General features: G+C 46.3%; 15 protein-coding genes. 3 read left to right on the forward strand and 12 right to left on the reverse strand.

Going from position 1 to position 20,476, the window contains the following annotated elements; translation table 11 throughout:
• Nucleotides 1–542: 542 nt before the first annotated feature.
• Both ABD852_RS00050 and ABD852_RS00055 read right to left on the reverse strand, forming a co-directional pair.
• Nucleotides 543–2,138 (reverse strand): TROVE domain-containing protein, encoded by a 1,596-nt coding sequence (locus ABD852_RS00050; RefSeq protein WP_345025925.1) that lies wholly within the window; start codon nt 2,136–2,138, stop codon nt 543–545.
• Between the two features lie 75 nt (nt 2,139–2,213).
• Nucleotides 2,214–3,668, reverse strand: a complete 1,455-nt coding sequence (locus ABD852_RS00055) for an RtcB family protein (RefSeq protein WP_345025927.1) — start codon at nt 3,666–3,668, stop codon at nt 2,214–2,216.
• A gap of 98 nt (nt 3,669–3,766) precedes the next feature.
• Here ABD852_RS00055 and ABD852_RS00060 point away from each other — a divergent pair, with 98 nt between their 5' ends.
• The 3 genes from ABD852_RS00060 (at nt 3,767) to ABD852_RS00070 (ending at nt 7,809) form a co-directional block, all read left to right on the forward strand.
• On the forward strand, nt 3,767–4,789 hold the full coding sequence (locus tag ABD852_RS00060) for a helix-turn-helix transcriptional regulator (protein ID WP_345025928.1): 1,023 nt from the start codon (nt 3,767–3,769) through the stop codon (nt 4,787–4,789).
• 1,283 nt (nt 4,790–6,072) lie between these two features.
• Entirely contained in the window at nt 6,073–6,513 is a 441-nt protein-coding gene (locus ABD852_RS00065) for a hypothetical protein (RefSeq protein ID WP_345025929.1), read from the forward strand.
• Nucleotides 6,514–6,747: 234 nt separating this feature from the next.
• On the forward strand, nt 6,748–7,809 hold the full coding sequence (locus ABD852_RS00070; protein WP_345025931.1) for a hypothetical protein: 1,062 nt from the start codon (nt 6,748–6,750) through the stop codon (nt 7,807–7,809).
• A 524-nt stretch (nt 7,810–8,333) separates the two neighbouring features.
• Here the strand turns inward: ABD852_RS00070 and ABD852_RS00075 are convergent.
• The 10 genes from ABD852_RS00075 to ABD852_RS00115 form a co-directional block, all read right to left on the reverse strand.
• Nucleotides 8,334–12,596: an NACHT domain-containing protein gene (locus ABD852_RS00075; protein WP_345025933.1), complete on the reverse strand. Its 4,263-nt coding sequence runs from the start codon at nt 12,594–12,596 to the stop codon at nt 8,334–8,336.
• Between the two features lie 9 nt (nt 12,597–12,605).
• Nucleotides 12,606–12,995 carry a DUF6375 family protein gene (locus tag ABD852_RS00080; protein WP_345025935.1) on the reverse strand — a complete coding sequence of 130 codons (390 nt, stop codon included), beginning with the start codon at nt 12,993–12,995 and terminating at the stop codon, nt 12,606–12,608.
• Between the two features lie 11 nt (nt 12,996–13,006).
• On the reverse strand, nt 13,007–13,900 hold the full coding sequence (locus ABD852_RS00085) for a radical SAM protein (protein ID WP_345025936.1): 894 nt from the start codon (nt 13,898–13,900) through the stop codon (nt 13,007–13,009).
• Between the two features lie 810 nt (nt 13,901–14,710).
• Complete coding sequence (locus tag ABD852_RS23020; RefSeq protein WP_425568736.1) at nt 14,711–14,836, reverse strand: hypothetical protein; 126 nt, start codon at nt 14,834–14,836, stop codon at nt 14,711–14,713.
• The gene (locus ABD852_RS00090; protein WP_345025938.1) at nt 14,833–15,180 is read right to left on the reverse strand and encodes a DEAD/DEAH box helicase family protein; all 348 of its coding nucleotides are present in this window, start codon (nt 15,178–15,180) and stop codon (nt 14,833–14,835) included. Before ABD852_RS00090 ends, ABD852_RS23020 begins: the two co-directional genes overlap by 4 nt.
• A gap of 38 nt (nt 15,181–15,218) precedes the next feature.
• Nucleotides 15,219–15,518 (reverse strand): hypothetical protein, encoded by a 300-nt coding sequence (locus tag ABD852_RS00095; RefSeq protein ID WP_345025940.1) that lies wholly within the window; start codon nt 15,516–15,518, stop codon nt 15,219–15,221.
• Nucleotides 15,519–15,674: 156 nt separating this feature from the next.
• The gene (gene mobC, locus ABD852_RS00100) at nt 15,675–17,669 is read right to left on the reverse strand and encodes a conjugal transfer protein MobC (RefSeq protein ID WP_345025941.1); all 1,995 of its coding nucleotides are present in this window, start codon (nt 17,667–17,669) and stop codon (nt 15,675–15,677) included.
• Between the two features lie 24 nt (nt 17,670–17,693).
• On the reverse strand, nt 17,694–18,944 hold the full coding sequence (locus tag ABD852_RS00105; RefSeq protein WP_345025943.1) for a relaxase/mobilization nuclease domain-containing protein: 1,251 nt from the start codon (nt 18,942–18,944) through the stop codon (nt 17,694–17,696).
• Complete coding sequence (locus tag ABD852_RS00110; protein WP_345025945.1) at nt 18,932–19,321, reverse strand: plasmid mobilization protein; 390 nt, start codon at nt 19,319–19,321, stop codon at nt 18,932–18,934. Before ABD852_RS00110 ends, ABD852_RS00105 begins: the two co-directional genes overlap by 13 nt.
• A 227-nt stretch (nt 19,322–19,548) precedes the next feature.
• Nucleotides 19,549–20,445 (reverse strand): toprim domain-containing protein, encoded by an 897-nt coding sequence (locus ABD852_RS00115; protein WP_345025947.1) that lies wholly within the window; start codon nt 20,443–20,445, stop codon nt 19,549–19,551.
• Between the last annotated feature and the right edge of the window lie 31 nt (nt 20,446–20,476).

Here is a 20,476-nt window from a genome sequence, read left to right on the forward strand (position 1 = left end):
TTGTCATATGATCTCTGAAAACCGGCTTTTTACTTCGAAATGGTAATCTCCGGTGATCCTTAAAATGCAGAATCACTGGAGGTTAACCGGCCATTCGATAAACTACTAAAAACAGAAAGAGCGACAAGCCAGCTGTACATTTTCAGGATTCGAACCTGGGCTGTTTTCACAGCTTCTACCAGCGAAGTATTACATCTGTACAGCATCTTTCATTTTGTTAAGAAGGGTAAAAAAGCAATGCATGGAATATACACCTTACGGCGCTCTGCTCTACCCACTGAGCTACCCCGCCAGGGCGGGAGCCAGACTCGAACTGGCGACACGAAGTAACACACATTTACGACACCTTCTTATTTCTTTATAATAATGGTAAGGAGCGACAGGCAAAACGAGACGGGGGACCGCCGTTGAGGACTCGAACCTCCATCATATGTTGCCATACAATGCCCTCCCCCTCAAATGCTAGCGAAGTAACCCGTTTTTACGGCATCCTTATTTTATGGATAGAAATCAATCAGTCTGGCCTCAATTCCCCAACTCCTTCACAAGAAGCCGGGGGAACACGAAGCAATGTCGATACGCTCGATTTCATCTAGCGCTTTTCCGCCGTTTTCCAGGGCATCAAGCACGCCGAAGATCTTATCGCTCCATCCGGCCAGCAGGTAAACCTCATTCTGGATGATCTGTACGGGTGGGCGTCCATACCCCATCAGGTCAAAAAGGTATAACCTTGCATCGGGCGCTACAGTACGTTTGTATTCCAGCCATAACGCGTAGATGTTTTTTGTACCGGTCATGCTGTTCCACAACTGACAGTCGGTAAATAGCATCACTTTGTCCATTACTACTTTCTGTTTCAACAGATCCTCAATCACGAGAAAACCATTGGTGGAGTAGCCTACCTCTCCTTCCCGCCTATAAAACTCCTGTACATTTGCCAGGACGTTGTTCTTAGGCACCGGGATCAGCTTCCAGGTATCTCCAAACATCCCGACCCTTACGTTCCTGCACCGGCTTTGAAGCAGCATAGCCAACATCAGTCCTACATCATAGAGCAGGACCTTCGACTTTGGTGAGACAGGCTTCTGCATGGAGCCCGATATATCACACGCAAGCAATATCCTGGTATTTTCATCAAACCCGGCTATCACGGATGCACTTTGAACAACAGCTTTTTCAAGCGCTTCCAGTAGCTCGCCTACATATCCATCACTCCCGGTGAAAAAACTTTTCAGCTTTTCAGAAAGGCCGCTCTTTCCAGTAGGCAAAGACAGCAACTCGCGGTAAGCTGCCAGGTACCGAAAAGGGAATTGTTTTGCATTAGCCACTTTCTCCGGCGCAGAAAGCTGATCCGCTACCTTGCGGATGTGCGGGTGAGATACGCCCGCCTCCAGCATATTCCGCAGGTTACGAAGCGTAGCCATGTGACCCAATTTCCCACTATCGATCAGTTCTTCCCATTTAGCTTTAAATGCAGCTTCCTTTTCAGCGTCACACTCATAGGAAACCTGGCCCAGGGCTGACAGCTCTGTCTCCCAGGTATAAGGTGTTTCAAGCCTGTCGTCTGCAATTTTGTTAAAAAGATGTTGCTGCGCTTCATCTTTCGGCTTCGGGTGCACCATGAAAAGCGCATCCCGCAACCGGATTTCGGCCGGACGATTGTATTTGGCAAACTGGTATTCGTCAAACCTGTTAAAAGCCGTAGACAATCCTTTCTGCAATTGTTTGGACAGGCCACCCAGCTTTTTAAAGCCTTTGCGCTTGTTTAAGACCTGGTAACAGGCCAACAGCTCCGTGATCTCGTCAGCACGTGCAATGACCTTTGCAGTAGCTTTGGACACCAGGTCGTCACCGGAATGTACCCGGGCCAGTTCGGTCAGCAGCACCAGCGGCGCTGACCGCATATACATTTTATAACGGGTGTAAACTGCCAGCTTTGCGACAAACAACGGATCATTCTCCGCTATCAGCTTCCTGACGCGCAGCAGGCGATCATTATCCTTTTCGTAAAACGAATCACTGACAGACCACGTCACTACGGCGGTATATAGCTCCATTGCAGGGTCAAGCCTGAAGGTCTTCTCTCCTTCATAGTTTTTAATCTGCATGCTCCCGTTGTTGACTGTATTAAACCTCATGACATTCTTTGTTTTAATTGAATGTTCAAATTTCAAACTCAACTGCGCGGTCTTTCTGCGCAGTTGAAACTTTTTTTAATCCTCCGGCTTTTCTTTAGGATCGGCCATCCTGACAATCCGCGGCTGGAAGCTGGCGAGGACTTCTACCAAGTCGGATTGCGCGGCCATCACCGCATAGATATCCTTGTAAACCATCGGCGCTTCATCCAGCCCGGATCCGATCACCGTAATGCGGTTTTCCTTCAGGTTCCTGTCTACCACTGCCTTGTCGATGGTCTTAAGGGCCGCGCTCCGGCTCATCAACCGTCCAGCGCCATGAGAGGCCGAATGCAGCGACTCAGCATTCCCTTTTCCACGAACTACAAACCCAGGGGTGCTCATGGAGCCGGGAATAATCCCGAGGGTATCCGCTCCGGCCGGGGTTGCCCCCTTGCGGTGTACCATCACATCCGTACCGTCGGCCAGTTTTTCCTTCCAGGCGAAGTTGTGGTGGTTCTCGATGCGTCTCACCGGCGATACGCCGAGTCCTTTGGCGATCTTGTTGTGGATCTCATGATGGTTAGCCGAAGCGTAGTCGCCTGCCAGGTTCATCGCGATCCAGTACTCTTGTCCCTCGTCGCTATGAAGGTCCAGCCAGGCCAGGTGACGTGCTTCTTTTGGAAGCAGGGTCTTCTGCATCGCAATGGCCGAATAGGTATTGGCAATATTCCCGCCGAATCCCCTTGAACCGGAATGGGACAGTAAGGCCAGGTATCTTCCGGCGGGGATACCGTCCAGCGCATTTTCCGTAATCGTCAGCTCACCCCATTCCACGAAATGATTACCGGTTCCGGAGGTACCCAGCTGCGCATAAGCTTTATCCTTCAGCGCTTTTACGGTCTTGATTTCATTCCACTCCGGGCGGTCGAACAGCGTCGTATCCAGGTGTACGTTCGTTTTAGCCCCCATACCGAAGTGCGTATGCTCCATCAGCAGTTTTTCCAGTCTTGGCTTTTCGTGCTCCACCGATGCTGCCGGCAGATCGAAGATGCTCAGGCACATACGACAGGCGATGTCCACCCCAACCGCATAGGGGATAATGGTATCCGGCTCTGTCGCCAGTACTCCACCTATCGGCAGACCGTAGCCCTGGTGCGCATCAGGCATCAATGCCCCTGCCACTGCAATGGGCAACTGGATAGCCGTACGCATCTGCGCCAGGGCGCCCACTTCTATGTGTTCCGGGCCGAAGACTGGGAAAGTCATGATTTCCTCCTTTAACTGCTGCACGCTCCGGGCCTGTTTGATGAACTGACCTTTCGCGCGCAACTCAACGATCCGTTCGGCAAGATTCTTGAATTTACCGTTCCGTTTCAGCGCATAAGGTTCCGGGTGCTCGATCAAGGCTTCAAGGTTGGCCATAATAGTGGCTTTGTCCATCACCTCGTGCTTCAGCAGGCCGTTGGCCACGCGGCTGAATGCTACCAGCAAGTCCAGGTCGCTGATTCCCAAAGCGCCTAATTCTCCATTGCTGATTTTTTCTCTTTCCATGAAAGGTATTTTTATTTTGATGCTACAAACCAAACCTCTAACTGCGCAGTCTTTTTGCGCAGTTGAATTTATTTCCTTACTTTTCTAAAAAAGTTGCGATGCCTGTCAACCGAAACGCCCTCATACGTTACCGTACCATTGACCAATGCCTTCAGAACCGGTTCCGGAAATGGACCCTCGACGATCTCATTGAAGCCTGCTCGGCCGCCTTGTATGAGTTTGAAGGGATCGACAAAGGTGTGAGCAGGCGGACCGTCCAGGCCGATATAGAAATGATGCGAAGCGACAAGCTGGGCTATGAAGCGCCTATTGTTGTAGTCGACCGGAAATACTACAGTTATGCGGACAAAAACTACAGCATCGCCCATATCCCGTTGAGCCACCAGGATCTGAAGGTGCTGACCGAAGTATCGGGCCTGCTGCAGCAATTCAAGGGCTTCAGCCATTCTACCGACCTGACCGAGATGGTCAGCAGGCTGGAGGATAAGATACACGCCCGTAAAACACATTCAGCCCCGGTCATCGATTTTGAAAAGAACGATCACCTTCGCGGCCTGGAGTATATTGAGGGCATCCGGAAAGCGATCGTTGCCCGGACAACGCTTTATCTTACTTACCAATCGTTCAAAGCCCGGCAGGCCAGCTCATTCCACTTCAGTCCATACCTGTTGAAAGAGTACCGGAACCGGTGGTTTATGCTTGGCTTGTCACACCAGCGGCATGCACCTTTACTCACACTGGCTTTGGACCGGATACAGGATTTTGGGGAAGACACCGGAGAGCCCCACCGGGAAAATACCCAAATCGATCTATCCACCTATTATTCGGATGTGATCGGCGTGACCAAAACTCCGGGGCAGCGCGACTGTGAAGTAATATTCAGGATGGATCACAAAGACGCTCCTTACCTGATCACCAAGCCGCTTCATCCTACGCAGAGGGTTTTGAGCGAAGACGCAGGAGGGAAAATTTTCAGTATTAAGGTTGTCTTGAACTTCGAGCTGGAAAGGGAGATACTTGGTTTTGGTCCAAGAATACACGTTTTAGGTCCAAGGATTCTTCGTAAAAGGATCAGGGAACAGTTGAGAGAGGCTTTGGAGAAATATGAGTCTCCAGAATGAGATCAACTGTCGTATTACCTTGGAAAATAGATGCTGTTAAATAACGCGGTAACGGAAGGGAGTTCTCTGTGATCCCGCTGGGGTCGCAATTTGTATTTTAAAGCACCTGTAAGTCAGGATTTTATATCAATTCTTTGTAATGGGTAATCGAAAAGGTAGCCGAATTATTTGACTCGTTTAGACACGGGTTGGTTGTTCAATGATTCCGTGGTACTAAGATAGTGATTTGGCAAATCAATAAGATGGCAGTAAGTAATTTATTTTCACTTCGTAAGAAACTTGCGATTCAGCCCCGCTCACCGGACTGGGCTGAATCGAACCCCTGGTGCCTTTGTTGGTGTTTCTGGATGAGTTGGGAGCAGATTGACTTGATTGGAATCATTGGTCATTTTTTGTCACATAACCATAAGTATCCGAAATAAAACCTGAAAGCGCATTAAAAAAGAGACTCTCACTCGAAAGTATTAAATTGTAGTTGAGAAACATAACCAAAGATTCTCCGAATAGTAAAAATGTCACTTTTCAGTCAAATGGTGAGCCAGATTCCGCGAGATAAGTTTGAACTCTTAGTGTCTAAGTACGCTTTATTGGGCTCCTTGTGAACCCAGTCTGTCGTATAAAACTCCACATCTGTTCGCACTTTTCAATATTCTAAACTATTTTTCGGGCAAGTTAGGAGCGGAACGCAAGAGACAGAATATGCTGTTGAAAGGGTGCTTCCCAACTGGTATGAGTTCATAGACGAACCAGCCCTGGCCGATTGAGGCTATCCGTGACATATTGACTGCTTCGGCCACCATAACAGAAATTCAAGGAAAGTCCTTGAGAAAGTGAAAACAATAGCGTAGAATTGTTATTCTTTAATCACCGTATTCTCAGTGAACTATGGGGACCGGTAAACATTAGAGCGGAATGGGGGTAAACTTTTGTCGGATAAATAAGTAGCCAAGCGAGAATAGAAAATGCAAACAATAGTAAAGAAAATAAAAGGACTGAGGGTTTGTGAGCCGTACACACCAGGTGACATATGCACTGTGTTAGGCTGTAGCAAAGTGGCAGATTCTCTTGTAGTCTTCACGATGAGTATATGGTTTCAGGGGAGAAGGAATCGTTCAATAAACAAGATTTTATCTGTCGGTTTATTTGTAGGGAGTATCGGGTATTCAACGACCATAATGTGGTTGGACAGCTTAGGCCGCGTAGCATTATTTCTTGTCCATATATATATCAAAATGGAGCATTGATTTTTTATATTTTTTTCTGCCGGTTGAAGCGATTTAATCATGGATTCAATATTAAAAAGACTAAGTAAACTATCTGAAGAGCAACATAAAGTTCTAGAAAGTCTACGTTTCAAAGATCAAGATCTATCTACCAAGTTAGGTGCTTTACTCGCTTTTTCTGGATTGATGATTGCTACCTCCATAGTTCAGCTTTCAACATCTGAGGGGTCGATAATCCATGTGGATATTAGTTCTGTATGGTTGGTTTGGTCAAATGTGTTTTCTTTGTTGTTATTGTTTGGTTCTGGTTTTTTTTGTATTTTTGGATTAACGTCAACAGGTAACTATTCTTCTGATGGAGTGGCTGCTCTTGAAGAGTATAAAACATATTTGAAAAATAAAATGGCGGCATTGAGGTGGTCTGTAATACTTGTTCTTATCGGTAGCAGCCTAGTATTATTGACATTTTTTAAAGTGATACTAGACCAAGTTTTCCATTAATTCGTCACAACTCCCAATATCCATAATCCCTCATCGAAGCCATTGGATTGAAATTATAAACCCCAACGCCAACGTTTCTTTTCAGCCGAATCTGACTGCTGCGTTGTCTTTTGCTGAACCACGGTTAATGATTATTGAAGTTGTTCGTGTTTGCTATTTTAAGTTATGTCTATTTGTAAATTTTGCTTGACTAGAGAAGCTGACAAGGGTAATACTCACTTGTTAGCTCACTCAATGATTAGAAGATCTGTTAACGAGCCAGGAAAAAAAGGGAGAGATAGAGAGCTTTATTTTGATTTATCGTTTGATGGCTCTACAGTTAGTAATACTCTAAAGATAGGTGATAGTGTGTTGGATATAAAGAGAGAGGAGATGGAAAGCTTATATCATTCAAAGTTAATAGGGAAAGGAAGAGAGAGAGATTTTGCAGTGGATAATGAGTTTTGCTCGGAATGTGAAAAATCGTTTGAGTATATTGAAGATTTGTATTCTTCGGAAGTGGTTGGGGAGGTGGAGAAAAAAAGTAAAAATCACTTTCAGGGTGTATTGGAGATCCTCATTACGGATAGATATCGTATCAATTTATTTTATGCGTTCCATTTTTTGAACATATGGAGATACTCTATTTTTAACTACGACTCAGCTCTATTTTCGAAGAAATTGATTCCGATTAAACAATATTTGATGGAAATTCTGACTAGTGATAAAGATAAATTAGATCAGAATTTGAAAAAATCGATTGAGTTAACAGCTTTTATTGCCGTGTTTATTCTAAAAGTTGGCGGAGAGAGGGATGGTGAAGATATTATTAATGAAAAATTTACTAACTCATTATTTTTTCACAGTTTAGATGAACCTCGATTTTTTGTGTTTGGGACGACAATAATATTATTGCATAGCAGACAATCTTACTTTAAGACTAGGACGAAGCCTTACTACGGTTTATCAAGTATTTGTAATCTTTTTGACGCATCATCCAATTGTGATGTAGTGAAAATTGAAGTTTTGGGTGATGATCATACGTCGACGTTTATGACTAATTGTGCTATTGAAATAAGCGGTATTATAAAAGAAGAGTTGATCAGAAAGGTGAAATTGATGTATAGTGCTGCCGTATCGATCGGGGTTGGAATCAAGTATACTAAAATAAAGGGAGAGTTTATTGTCAATAAGTTTATCGAGAATAATCCGAGTTATTTATGGGATAATTTACCTGCCTTATATGTCTCGCGAGAGTTAGCTTTATTGATAGAATCAAATGAAAGTATTCTATCCGACAGTGATAGTAGACGGTAAACCTTGGAATTGAATTTGGAATCAAGCAATAGACCAAGTTCGTGATCCTGATCATTATTAACCTCTACTCCGGGAGAAAGAGTATCCTGTCTAATTTTTAGGATTTCAGCTTTACTGACTAGAGAAGAATTTTTACCCACTATTTCATTCAAAACTTTTACTGATTGTTTATCTGAGAAAATACAAGCGGCATTTTTGATCTTTAGGCACACGCATAATTTTACCTAATATCTATACCGGTATTTTTTAGTCCTTCCGCAGATTCACTGAAGAATGAGGCTGTTGATTTCAGAAATTGTTTATTCCGACGTAAGTGGTTCTTCTCAAACATTGGTAATATCACCAAAAGTGACGAAGAACCAGTTTACTCCGGAATATCCATTTTGAGTTTAGAACTGAGTCTTTGAGGCTCGAATGAGTCGTTATTGATAACTGTGCCACCCGGCTAGGCTATGTCTGCCCGGGGATTTTTTATGTGAACTGGCCGTCGGCAAAGGTTTCTCTGTCCAGGCTGGTTGCAACCTTCAACTATAGACGTGTATCTGCTGAAAATCCGCATAAGCCTGATCTTCACCCGGATTACGCCGGTCCCACATTTCAAACTGTCCCAAAGAGAGTTTGCGCTCCCCCCACACTGCCCATACCAAAGACATTCCCAATTGATCGAGCAGGCTGTCCAGTAGATCCTTTCTTAAGAAGAACAGGCGTTCATTGTTTTTTGACGAGTTCTTTGCGTAAAAGTTCTGAAAAGTAACCTGCTCGCTCGAACTATTGCGAAGATCCCTGCCCTGCGGTATGGTTGTTAGATCCAGCATTTGGATCAGCTTTTTGTTCAATGTTGAGCCGCCAGTGAATTCTTCAAAAAGTGTTTTCCCAGGCGTACCAAGGTCGCAGACTGGTTGGATCACCGTGATATCGCGGGTCTGTTGCTGGACGCGCTTCACCATGACCGTTTCCTTCCTGATCTCCAGCTTTCCGAAATCCTCATCGCTTAGCTCAAGTCTCTCATCGTCTTCATCGCTCGAAAAATCAATAACAGATAAACGAAGCTTATCAAAGAATGAAAGCTCCACAGCTATTTCGTTCAAGTAGAACCTGTCCACTTCCTCTGGCTCCTCGACAGTGATTTCAGCCACAACAAAGCGAAGCTCATTCGGTTGCTGATCCGCGAAATGGCTACTCCATGGCACTTCTCCGGCGAACGCGCAGCTTTCTTCATATTTTTCTGGCAGCCACCTCCCGCCCAGGCGCTGCTTCTCCAGCAGTGAAACCAGTTCAGCCTGCTGGTCTTTTGCAACAAAAAACGCCCTGAAAAATCCGAACATACTCCGCCCCCTCCTTTCATCCTTCTGCCCAAGGTGCCCATCCAGAAGCACCCAAGGACCTGATAGGCCGCCCAATGTCTCCTGCTGAAGGTAAATACCTAGATCTGGTATCTCGCCACTTTTGACCCATTCCTGCGGCGGAATATCAGGACTGCCCAGCGTGTCCATATCGATAATCCGATCGGCTCTGAGCGGGTAAGGGAAACTGGGGTCGATGTCCGCATCCGATTCACGCCGGTCCAGATAGATATCTTCATCTTCTTCATTAGATTGTTCAATTAATCCCTTTTGCTCGAAATAGGCTATCCAGGAATACTTCTTGCCATAACGATCCGTTTTGTCGATATCGCTGTCCTCATGCCGGTAAGAGTTTCTTACGTTTTCGATCGAGCGCTCCACTGTTTCAAACGCCTTGAAAGACCAGCCAAGGTCAAATATCCTCCATAGGATCTTTGACCTTACATCCTTGTATCCCTCGTGGCCGTAATCATAATTTCGCCTGCCGGGCACAAGCCGTCCGATCACATAGTTCTCAAAATCCATCCTAAATGGAGACTGCCCTCGTTCGGTTTCCTTATGGTATTTCCTTATACTTTTATCACCTTGGGAAGGCTTGGGTGTTTTATAGATTTCGTTGAGCTCTTCAGGCGAAAATAGTGCGGCGTTCCGGGATTCCGCGAGCTCGATAATCCCTCTTGCATAATCCAGTATAAGTATGTGAGTCGAAAGGCTCTCAGCGTTCAGACTGAACATCAGCTCATAAATTTGCCTTGCAAAATTAGGCAGTACATCATTGCAAAATTCAGAATTATCTGGATCACAGGCGCGGGCCATGGCTGCCCCGTAGCTTGCGGCGAGCATACGTTCTGGTATGTAAGGGTCGTTTACGGAAAGGGAACTGATCGCCAGATCGAACAGTTGTTTGGCCGCGCCCCTTCCGTACCAGTACAACGCAAGCGTCGCTTTGTGTCGCATTCTATGGCTCGTGCTGGTCAACATCCACATGATCCACCTCGCCATTAGATTGTCGGTTGGAATTCGTTTTTGAACTTCAGCGGACCAAGTGGAAATAATACCGTCAAGATCGGATTCGAAGCGAGGCTGATTTCTACGTAGCCACTCGCTCCAAATAAGATCCCGTTTGCCAACCTCGAGCGACGACAGCACCTGGTCTACAAAAAGTACATTTAGGGGGTGTCTTTCAGTGACACGAATCGGATATAGCCGTCCCAAATATTTGTTTAAGTTCGGCTCTGATTTTTTGATGCTCTCTGCGACTGCTACAGTAGTTTGGGTATCCAGATATTTTGGCTCCAACAAGATTGCTAATTCCAACGCCTCGTCGCGTAGGTTATTATCTACCACCTCCCAGAACTGAATATGATGATATTGAGGCAGCAACGCCGTCAAAAACCAAATGATATCATCCCTCAAGGGATGTTGGGTTTCATAATTGTTATCCAGTGCTTTGGCGGTCGTTTCGTTTTTGATCCAAGATTCAATAGTATCCCTTCCGTTTTTGGAAATTATATATTTGGCGATCAGGTATCCGCCTAGAAGATCATATGTTGGAGTGATCTGATACTGATAAGGGAGATTCCCGGGCATTCTCAATAAAAGCCCTTCCTGTTCCATAAAATTAACTGCGCTATTGTCCCAGTTGCTGCGGTCCTTGATGTCTTCGCGGAACTGCTCCTGGGGTACTTCCCGGGAGTGGGTTTCCCATAAAGCCTGGCCGAACTTGTCCAAATAGGCAGTGATATCCGCTTGGCGGTATCGGCAATGATAGGGTGATAATTCTTCTATTCTAGCGGCGGCTAGCTCCACGTACTTTTCAAAAAGTGAAGCGAGCGAGCGCGGAACGGCCTCCATCCCGACGGGCTTTTCACGCGTGGGATTGCACACCTCGCAGAATATCCTCAAGGTCAGCGGATGGCGAAGGAAGTAATTATATACCAGATTCGGCTGGGCCTCTATCTTAAAATGTTCAAAATACCTATCCATGGCGTCACCAATATCGTCCCCAAAGTCTGGAATTTCGAATGTGAGCGTATAGTCAGGCAGGCATTGTTCAACGAAGGGGTGACGCTTTGCTTGTTCAGAGTCGTATTCATAGTCACTCTCTCGATCCCCTCTCCTTGATCCTGAACGGAGGGTACAGATAACCAAAATGTTGGGATATTGATCCAGTATCACTTTCAATGAACTCAAATGTAACTTCCATTCCATTGGATCCTCTGCTTCGTTGAGCCCGTCTATGACCAGTGGCAGGATACATTTTGCCCGCTCCCCCACCGAATTCAGAGCAGCCAGAAGTCCCTGCATGCTCGAAACAGGTTTACCATTGATAACTATCCTGCTCGCCAAATCATCGAGTGAACCGCCGTGCTTCAGAAACCGACCGAGCAGTAGTATTCCCGCGGGTCTGCTATCTTGAGGAGTGGTGAGGGTAGCTGAAAGTTGTGTTTTACCACAGCCGGCGTCAGCTACAATCCCGACCAATCTAGTTTCAAGAAATTTCTTAGTTTTAGACAATAACCTATCGGCTTCCTTAAGGTCAGCCATAGCATTGGTGGCGATAAGCGCAATCTGTAGCCTGGCTCCACGTAGCTTCCTGGGCAACCCGGCTAACTGCTGAAGCTGCTGTCTCAGCTCAATAGGAAAGGACTGCTTTAGATGTATAAACTCCCCGCCGTCCAGCATTTTAAAAATGACTTTAAGCTTCTCTGCGTAGGATTCCATGCAACTAAGGAACTCACCAGTCATTTCCTTCAAAGCCGCCGGTACCGTCGCGATGCTAAGTCGCATTTCTTTGTGCAGTGCCATAATATTTGTTGAAACTTCGGTCAGTTCGTCCCAAGCGGCAGTTCTGCCGAGCATGCGCAGTACCGAGCGTTCGGCATCCACCTTCTGATGTACTTCCGGAAACCACCTTTTTTTGATGGGTGCTACAGAATGTTCATGCAAAGTAGCAAGTTGCTCTGGTCGTAAGATCAACTCCCCGAAATAGGTCTGCTTCAATTGTTCCGCCTCTGTGTTCAGCAGAATCTCGGACTCGTGGCTGCTCCAAAGGTGCAATTTGATGGTATCGGATAACGAATAGAACCATTCCTGATCGCTTTTAGTAAGGGTGTGCCTGGTCCACAATACCCAGTCCGTCAGCCCATGAATGTCCTCGATTGTTTTTTCGAGTGCATCCTTGATCTTGCCTCGCCTGGTCTTGCCGATGTCCGTCCCACTAGCAATTCCATACCAACGGCATTGCCATCCGAAATGCTGTGCAGGTTTTCCAAGGCTGCATTCGGTATCGAGCTTCAGATCAAATTCTACACCAGGCTGGTTCAGTTTAGCCCTGAAGCTCCCGTAACGTGAGTAGGCAAGCCATACAAGCGACCGGGAAAGAATCTCAAAATTATACTCTTGGCTACCGGGTAGGCTTTCGAATATATTCCAGTTTACCATGATTTTTCCTTATCTGCCTTCGCCCGTTTCTGTATAGTCATGGGCTGAATAGACCTTCACCTTCGCCGAATATTCGATTAGTATTTTCAGGAAGGCCGAAAAATCGGATTCGTCGGTGGTGATCACTATCTTATCATCTTTCAGTTTGGTCGAAACATCGTAGGTGAATTGGCTTATCTCTCGTGGCTGTAGCGAATAGACTTTCAGATCCCTCAGCACGTCCAGCATTGGCTGGGTAAAGCGTTCGGCATCTTCGTAGGTCTCGTCGGTCCTTGTCAGATGTTCTTTGATTTTCTCGATCGCTTCTTGGGCTTCCTGAGCATCTGTATTACTTTTGAAATGGCCGATCATTACCAGATTGGCGGAGTGCTCTGACCCGTACGAGTTCCAAAATTTCATGTTTGTAGCATTTAGTTGATCAACTGCGATCGCATGATCTCCAGCCCGTATAGGATATTGCCTTGAGAAATGTCCACTCCGCCGAGTTCATAGGACGTTCGCTTCAAAATACCTCTGGCATCGACAAAAGCATAGGCATTGATCGGATCCAGATCTTTGAATGGATCGGCCACGGGCATACCGTCTGTACAGTTTTCGTTGATCCTTAATGGTAAATTACCCCTATAATCTGTCAGAAAATCCCTAAGATACTTCAAGTGGCTTGGATGGAAGCCGCCATTCTTATCTATTTCCGGAAGAATTAGAAATTCCCGGGCACCAAGATTTTGCGCATAAACTATAGCCTCCTTCAACTCATGAACCGTGTCTGCATTCAGCACATAATTGATGCCGAAGGGCGCGATTGTCCTGAGAATTGAAATAGCTGATAAAAACTGTTCGAACGATCGACCACGAAGGCGCTCATAGGTTGCCCCTAGTCCGTCCATACTGACACGGATAAAATGCACATGGCCGCTCAATTGCTCAGCCATCGAAGCTGCTACGCGATGCCCATGGGTCGTAAACGATACCGAAAGGCTTGTCTGCGTTGAAGTGTATTTGCAGAGCTCGACGAAATCCTTGTAGATCGTTGGTTCCCCACCTCCGAAACCAACGCCAAGTGATCCGTTCCGGTCGATATCTGTGATCCAGCTTTTCAGCCTTTCAAAGTCAAGTTCTGCTCTATGTTTAGGGGCATAACAGTAGCCACAGCGCAGATCGCAGCTGTTGGTCAATGCGAAGGAGACGTGACGTGGCGATTTTGCCCATTGAGATGGTTCGACGCTAAGCTCGTCTATTAAAAGGTTGGCACCAGTCCTTCTGTCAAAAAAATGGATTCCGTTCTCATCATACCGGACTTTCATAACTTATGAATCTTCTATTTGTATTGCCTGTAAGTTATAAAAAATCGTCGAAATGGTATATGTCCGGGTGTCTGAACTACTCATGTGGATAAACGCAATTATTTCAGAATATGCATGTCTCATGAGTCAATTAGGGAAGTTGGAATAATAGGAATAGCTATGCTGGGTGTTTTTAGTTTTGAGAGCTTGAAGAACCATCCTCGTTTTTTGCAGGTAGCAGATAAAAGTGAGGCGAAATTTCTTCGACATTTGAGAAATGCAGCCGCTCATCCCTTTCTCTTCTTAATTAAATAGCAATAACAGTATTGAGATAAAACAAAACCCCGAATATGGCAATTTCTTGCCTTTTTCGGGGTTTTTGCGTATTTTTAAAAAGTCGAGATTGTTTTCAACGTCATTATGCAGCTCTCCAATCGGGTTCAGCTTATCAATCCGGTTATTCAACGTGCTCAGGGCAGCTTCTGGCGACGACAGGTACGATTTAAACAAGCCAATCGCGAACAGCAGGTCCCGTTTGGGTTTTGCTTTGACTTACCGGCGAAGTGTCCTTCCTTGATTTCGGCAGCAACCAAGGTATGGATGGCCTCAAACTTTATTTGTTGTTGCAGTTGGAGAAAAGCATTTTCGTCGGGGCCCAATTCGGCGTGGATAAAAACAACATTCCGATCCTGAAAGTTGGAGCGTACCGATTCGTCTTCGATGTCGTTCTTAAAGCGGCGGACGCAATAGGGAAGGATCTCTTTCTTTGCTGTAGTTAAGCTCGTCCTTGATGGCCAAGGGCTCGATCATGTTGATCAGATTTGCAAAACTCTACTTTTTTCCATTGTGTGGGGTGGCCGAAGTGAGCACCAGGGATTCACGTTTTGTGCTGAGCAACTGGGCGAGCCCGCCGCGTTGGGAGCTGGCGTTGGCTACGGTATGGCACTCGTCGATCACGATGATGTCCCACCTTTTTTTTCGATGTACTGTTGAAACTGCCCGTTATTTTTCAGCGTGTCGATTGACACGATCGTTTGATCGTAATATTCGAAAGGGTTTTTGTTGAGCGGCAGCTCCGATTTGATTTTTTTGATACCCTCCGAGTCGAGGCGCACCAGCGGGATCGCAAAGCGGTTCCAAATTTCCTGGTGAAACTGACCGAGAATGGACTTGAGTGTCAACACCATGATTCGTTTTCCCTTCCCTCGCTTGATCATTTCGGAGAGAAAAATGCCTACTTCGACGGTTTTTCCCAAGCCTACGCCATCGGCGATCAGGATTGCGCGGATGCGGTAGGTCAAAAGCTTTGAGGGTGGGCTCGAGCTGGTAAGTGGCGAGGTTAAACGCCGCTTTGTGGGCAACAGTTATTTGTTTGCTGTACACCGTTGCGCATCTGGTTCTCGATAAAAAGCTTGGTTTTACGGTAGCCATAGTCGGTGTCGGCTATCAGCCTGGTATCGATAGGGTTGAGTCCCTTTATTTCGTTATCGATGCGGGTATCAAACACAAAGCGTTTGCCTTTCACCAATTCGGAAATACCTTCCACTCTTAATATCCAGCCGGTGCTGTTGTGAATCGCATCGTTGATGATAAAGTCTTCATCCCGATTGGAGATACGTTGACCAGAGGTAAAATTCATCAAATCAAGGGTAAAAGTAGCTTTATAAAAGGTGAAAATAGGGATTAGTAATGTACTATCAAGCTGTTGGACGGCCGAAGTTAACATTTAAGTTTGTTTCAGAGAATTTTGCGAAGTTTCTGAAATAAAAGGATATCAAAAATGAGATACTCCAGATTAAGGGCTTCGCTTTCTCACTACCAAATGCCGCAGCCCTGGATCATTCCCTATCCTCTCCATCTCCGCATCTCTTAAACCCTGAACGTCCTGTCGTATCTGATCATAGTTCCGCTGCACCATAGCCGGAGTGATTTTCCGTACCTCTGGTATCGGCCGATACGCACCTTCTTCAGCCTTCAACGTATCATGATCATTCACAATCTCACAGTGAAATGCCTTGAGCTCAATCTTGTTAGTTGGATCATCCGCTACCAGCCCCACGAACTCACCGGAACTAAGTCCAGCTATTTTAGAAGCCGGTACCGCCGCCTCCAACTGCTTCGACTTACTGATTGAAGTGTCTGTTCGGTTAATGGAAAGGCTTTGCCGGTCCTGCATAATCTTCCCGATTCGCTCGGATAACTGCTTGGCTGTATCCCCCGTTACCTGGCCGGAAATAACATTCCCCACAATCCCCATAATCACATCGGCCTGCTCTTTCCCGTAGTCTTTTCGGAGCTGAGAGAGATCCTGGATGCCCAAAGTAGTAGCCACTTTATTACTCCTGGCAGTAGCGATCAGGCTGTCAATCCCGTTAAGGTAGATCGTCGGAAACTCATCAAAAACCAGGCTGGATTTCAGTTTTCCTTTCTGGTTGACCACCTTTACCAGCCGGTTGACAAAAAGGGAAAGTACCGCTCCGTACGTCTGGATTTTCTGCGGGTTATTGCCCATACAGATAAGCTTGGGGCTTTTCGGATCGTTTATATCCAAGGTAAAATCTGACCCGCTCAGCACATAGTATAGTTGCGGTGAAGATAGCCTTGCCATCGATATTTTCGCACTGGCAATCTGACCTTCCAGTTGCTCCATCACATCGGCTAGGTACGCGGTCACAAACGGATTCACGAGGGCCTCAATCTCCTTTTCGGTTCGCAGGAGCGTAAACAGACTATCGTAATCCAGCATCAAAAACTCGATCACATGGGGCAGTGTACAGAACATCCCATCCTGGTATTTGCGCAAGTACCAGATAATTCCGGTCAGAAAATTGATAGGAGATTCTACAAAGAAATCACCCTGTTTCTTGATCCACTCGCGGTTTAAGCCCAGCAGGATGGTACGTGCGGACTCGGCCGCATCGGTAATATCCAGCATCCCGGAAGCATCCAGCGGGTTACACCGGTGGCCCCTGGACAGGTCATCAAAATTGATAAAATAGCAAGCAGTTCCTGCCGGATATTTATCTTGATTTTTCAGCCAAGTATTGTACGCGATCAGCGACAAATCCGGCATTTTAAAGTCATAGACAAACATCGAAAAACCTTTGCTGATATGCTGGGTGATCACATGACGTATCACAAAGTAACTTTTTCCAGCCCCGGGCGTCCCCACTACCAAGAGGCCCCGGAACGGGTTGATAAAGTTGATCCAGCTGCTTCGGAGCTTGTTTTTAAGCTGATACCTGGCTGGAAGATTGACTGAAAACTCGTTTTCCAGCAGCCTTTCTTCCTGCGGAAAAGTCTCGTTCTCCTCGTTGAAAATATCATCCTTCAGCCTGTCTTTGATGATCCTGGAAAGAATGGTGCCACCCTTTAGAAATAGCAGGTAGCCGGTTCCAGTAATCAGAAAATAAGAGACCGACTTGACGGTAACGGTTGCCGGTATATACAGCACCAAAAAGCTGATCGCGTAGATAAATAAGCCTGGAATGAGATAGGCCCAAGCCGTCTTGTAAAAGAGTTTTTCACTTTTCTTACCCCTGGATCCGATCAAGGAGATGATCAAAAACAACAGCGCGTATGCTTTCGATAAATGGAAGCTGGTAAACAGTCCGGTGCCAGCAATGTTACTCAAAACCCGATCTGAAAACTCGTATACCAGTCCCCATTCTGTAAAGGCCGCATAGCAATAATAGTAAAAATGAAGCCCTAAAAGGACAAGGGAGATCAGGCGTGTCATATCCAGAATCTTCCTTAAGCCCTGTTCGTTTCCTCCTGTCTGGTTGGCCATCGTGATGTTCGTTATAAAAGGTGGTTAAAACAATTTTCGCTTTCTTTTTTTCTTCCGGGTTACACCGTATTGCGGGGTGTATCGATGAATGTGCTCGGGGGCCATCAGCGATTCCAGAAGCCCTTCTTGGGATAGGTTGCTATTCCCTTGCGCCGTTTCCTTTATCGACAGAGACTGCTCTTGCGTTAGGACTGGTTTTATCTCTGAAGGATGCTCGTGCGCCACTTTTAGCAGGTGGTCCACAATTGCTTGTGCACTGTAGTTCTTGCCCAGATCGCTCCCGTTGAAAACTATTTTTCTGACATGATCCACAAAGGTGATCCCGTAGATTCGTCCTTCCGTATTGACCCTGATCACCGTATCAATCCCCTGCTTTTTTAGCTCTTGGATCATACCCGGCAACGTGGGCCGGGACGAAAGAAATAATGCCCCATCTACCGCTGATTTGAGCCGGAGTTGATGCTCTTTCCGGCGCGTTTTGTTCAGCTGAAAGCGACCTTCTAAATACTTTATCCCAGGCTTACCCGGAAGCAAACTCGCTTTGATTGGCACCCCGATCTTATTGCCTTTTTCATCCAACAGTCGGTAGGAAAGCCCGCCGGATCGATAGGTACGCGAGTTGGGAGTGCCTCTGTCGGCCGTGACGTTATAAAGATTTAGAACGGCGTTCAACTCGGCAAGCGAGGTGTAGGTATATTGGTTTAACACACTGGTGAGCACGTTTCCTATCGCGCGTTTGGTCTGGATTTTACCATATTCGATAATGCCAACATCTACCGGTTTCACCTGGAAGAGTTTGCGTTTTTGATCCTCGGCGCGTACCAGGTTGTATTCCTTTTCCAGCGCTTTTCGGGCTACTTCTGATTGTACTTTCCCCAGGTTGTGCAGATTGATCCGACTACCGTCTGACCGGATATTGGTAGTCACCACGTGACAGTGCGGATGGGCGGCATCGTGGTGTTGATAGAGTAAATACGGCTGATCGCCAAAGCCTATACGCTCCATGTACTGGCCCGCGATTTCTTTTAAAAGCCCTTCAGAAAGCTTCTCGGAAGAATCAAAATTCAGACTGATATGGACGGCGTTTACCTTGACTCCCGGGTTTAATTGGATGTGTTTTTTGAGCCTGTCCAGCTTCATTTCAGTGGTCATGTCTACTGCCCGGAGCGGGTAGTTTACCGCTTCCAGACACACCGCTTTCCCTTCCTTTACCTTGTTCTCGTTGTAGTGGAAAATGCCCCGGATGCTATTACTGCTAAAGATTATGGCCACCATTTAAGCACCAGTTTTTTTAGCTCGAATTCGATGTTTCTCATGCGGTCGGGGAAGTTATCCCGCTCCGCTTGATAAGCCCTAAACCAGGCTTCGAGCTGATCTTTTCGGCCTAACAACTGCATCTTTCGGATGAGCTGATTGAAGTTGTTTCCGATGGCGTTTAGCTCCTTTCGTAAAGCGGTTAGTTCATTGAGTAGCTCTTCTTTTGATTCATCGCGGACTCTTACGACCACCGGCTTTTTCTGTAATACTTTTCGGGCATAGTCGCTGATGTTCCGGCAGGTTGTTTGTTGTACTGCCTTTTCTAATTGCTGCTTCTCGTCCGCGCTCAGGCGGATGTGCAGCCATTGACTGCGGTTGTTTTTTTGCTCTTTCATCACATTTCGCTCTATCACAAGTTGAACTATAAAACACGTATCAATTACCAGGGGCGCCGACTTCGGAGGATGCGCCCCACCCATTCCGGTTGTGGCACAACGGTACATCTTGCCAAAACCGGTGCAAATAGGATATGCTCCCGGTTTTTAAGGATAAGCCCGCTTCTGAAAGTCATTGGAAAACGCTGAGTCTCTCGATTCCTTCAACGCTTTACCTCTAATCCGGATCAAGATAATCTGACCTTTCTGGATACCCTTAGTTTCGGTCGCCTACTAACAAGGAATTCATTCAGATCCTGGGAGCCTTTGTAATACACACTACCAACCTGGATGATCCGGCTTTTACCGAGCAGGTATCCGGTTGCTTTCAGTCCGGCCTGATCGTTATCCAGGTAAAGCGATACGGCTTGGTAATCCAGGATTAGCGGGAGTGATCGCTCTAACAGGGAGAGTGAATTCAGGACCAGGTAGTCTGTCTCCGGCCATTTAATTTCCGGACGTAACGTCAGATAGGAAAGAAGGTCAAAAAAGCCTTCAAAGACAGATAGTCTGTTGTGTCCTGTTGAAATGCTGCTCACCGCTTTTGGGGTACTACTTCCTTTAAAGAATTGGTTGCGGATTTCATAGCCGCCCAAATCGTTCTTGAAACCAAGGGCAAAGAGAGACTTCCCGTTCAAGGAGAAGTTGATTTCTTTCAGGTGCTCTTCAGCGATTCGGATCGGGATCCCCCTGGCTTTAAGATAGCCTAACAGTGCCGGAGAGGTGATGGGTTTCTCCCCGGTTACCAGAATGAGGGGCGTCTCATCCGGTATTTCTGGAAACTCCTTTTTCGGCAAACTGGTTTGTCCGGACAAGAGTTGTACTATTCCCTGAAAATCCCTTTGGTAATATTCCAGACAAAAATCAATAATCGAGCCGCCCTTTCCGGGGCCAAAATCATGCCACCGGTTCAAGCGGGCATTGACTTTGAAGGACGGGGTCTTTTCACTACGAAGCGGAGACCGATACCAATAGTTGAGTCCTTTGATTTTTGCGGGTTCATATCCGATCGATGCCAGGAACCCGACCAGGTCAATTTCGCGGAGTTTTTCCCACGAAATAAAAGAAGGTGTTTGCTTTTCCATTCGCCTCAGTCTTTCTCGTTTAAAAACAATT

The organism is Ravibacter arvi (assembly GCF_039540405.1).
In the GTDB taxonomy this organism is placed as follows: Bacteria; Bacteroidota; Bacteroidia; order Cytophagales; family Spirosomataceae; genus Ravibacter; species Ravibacter arvi.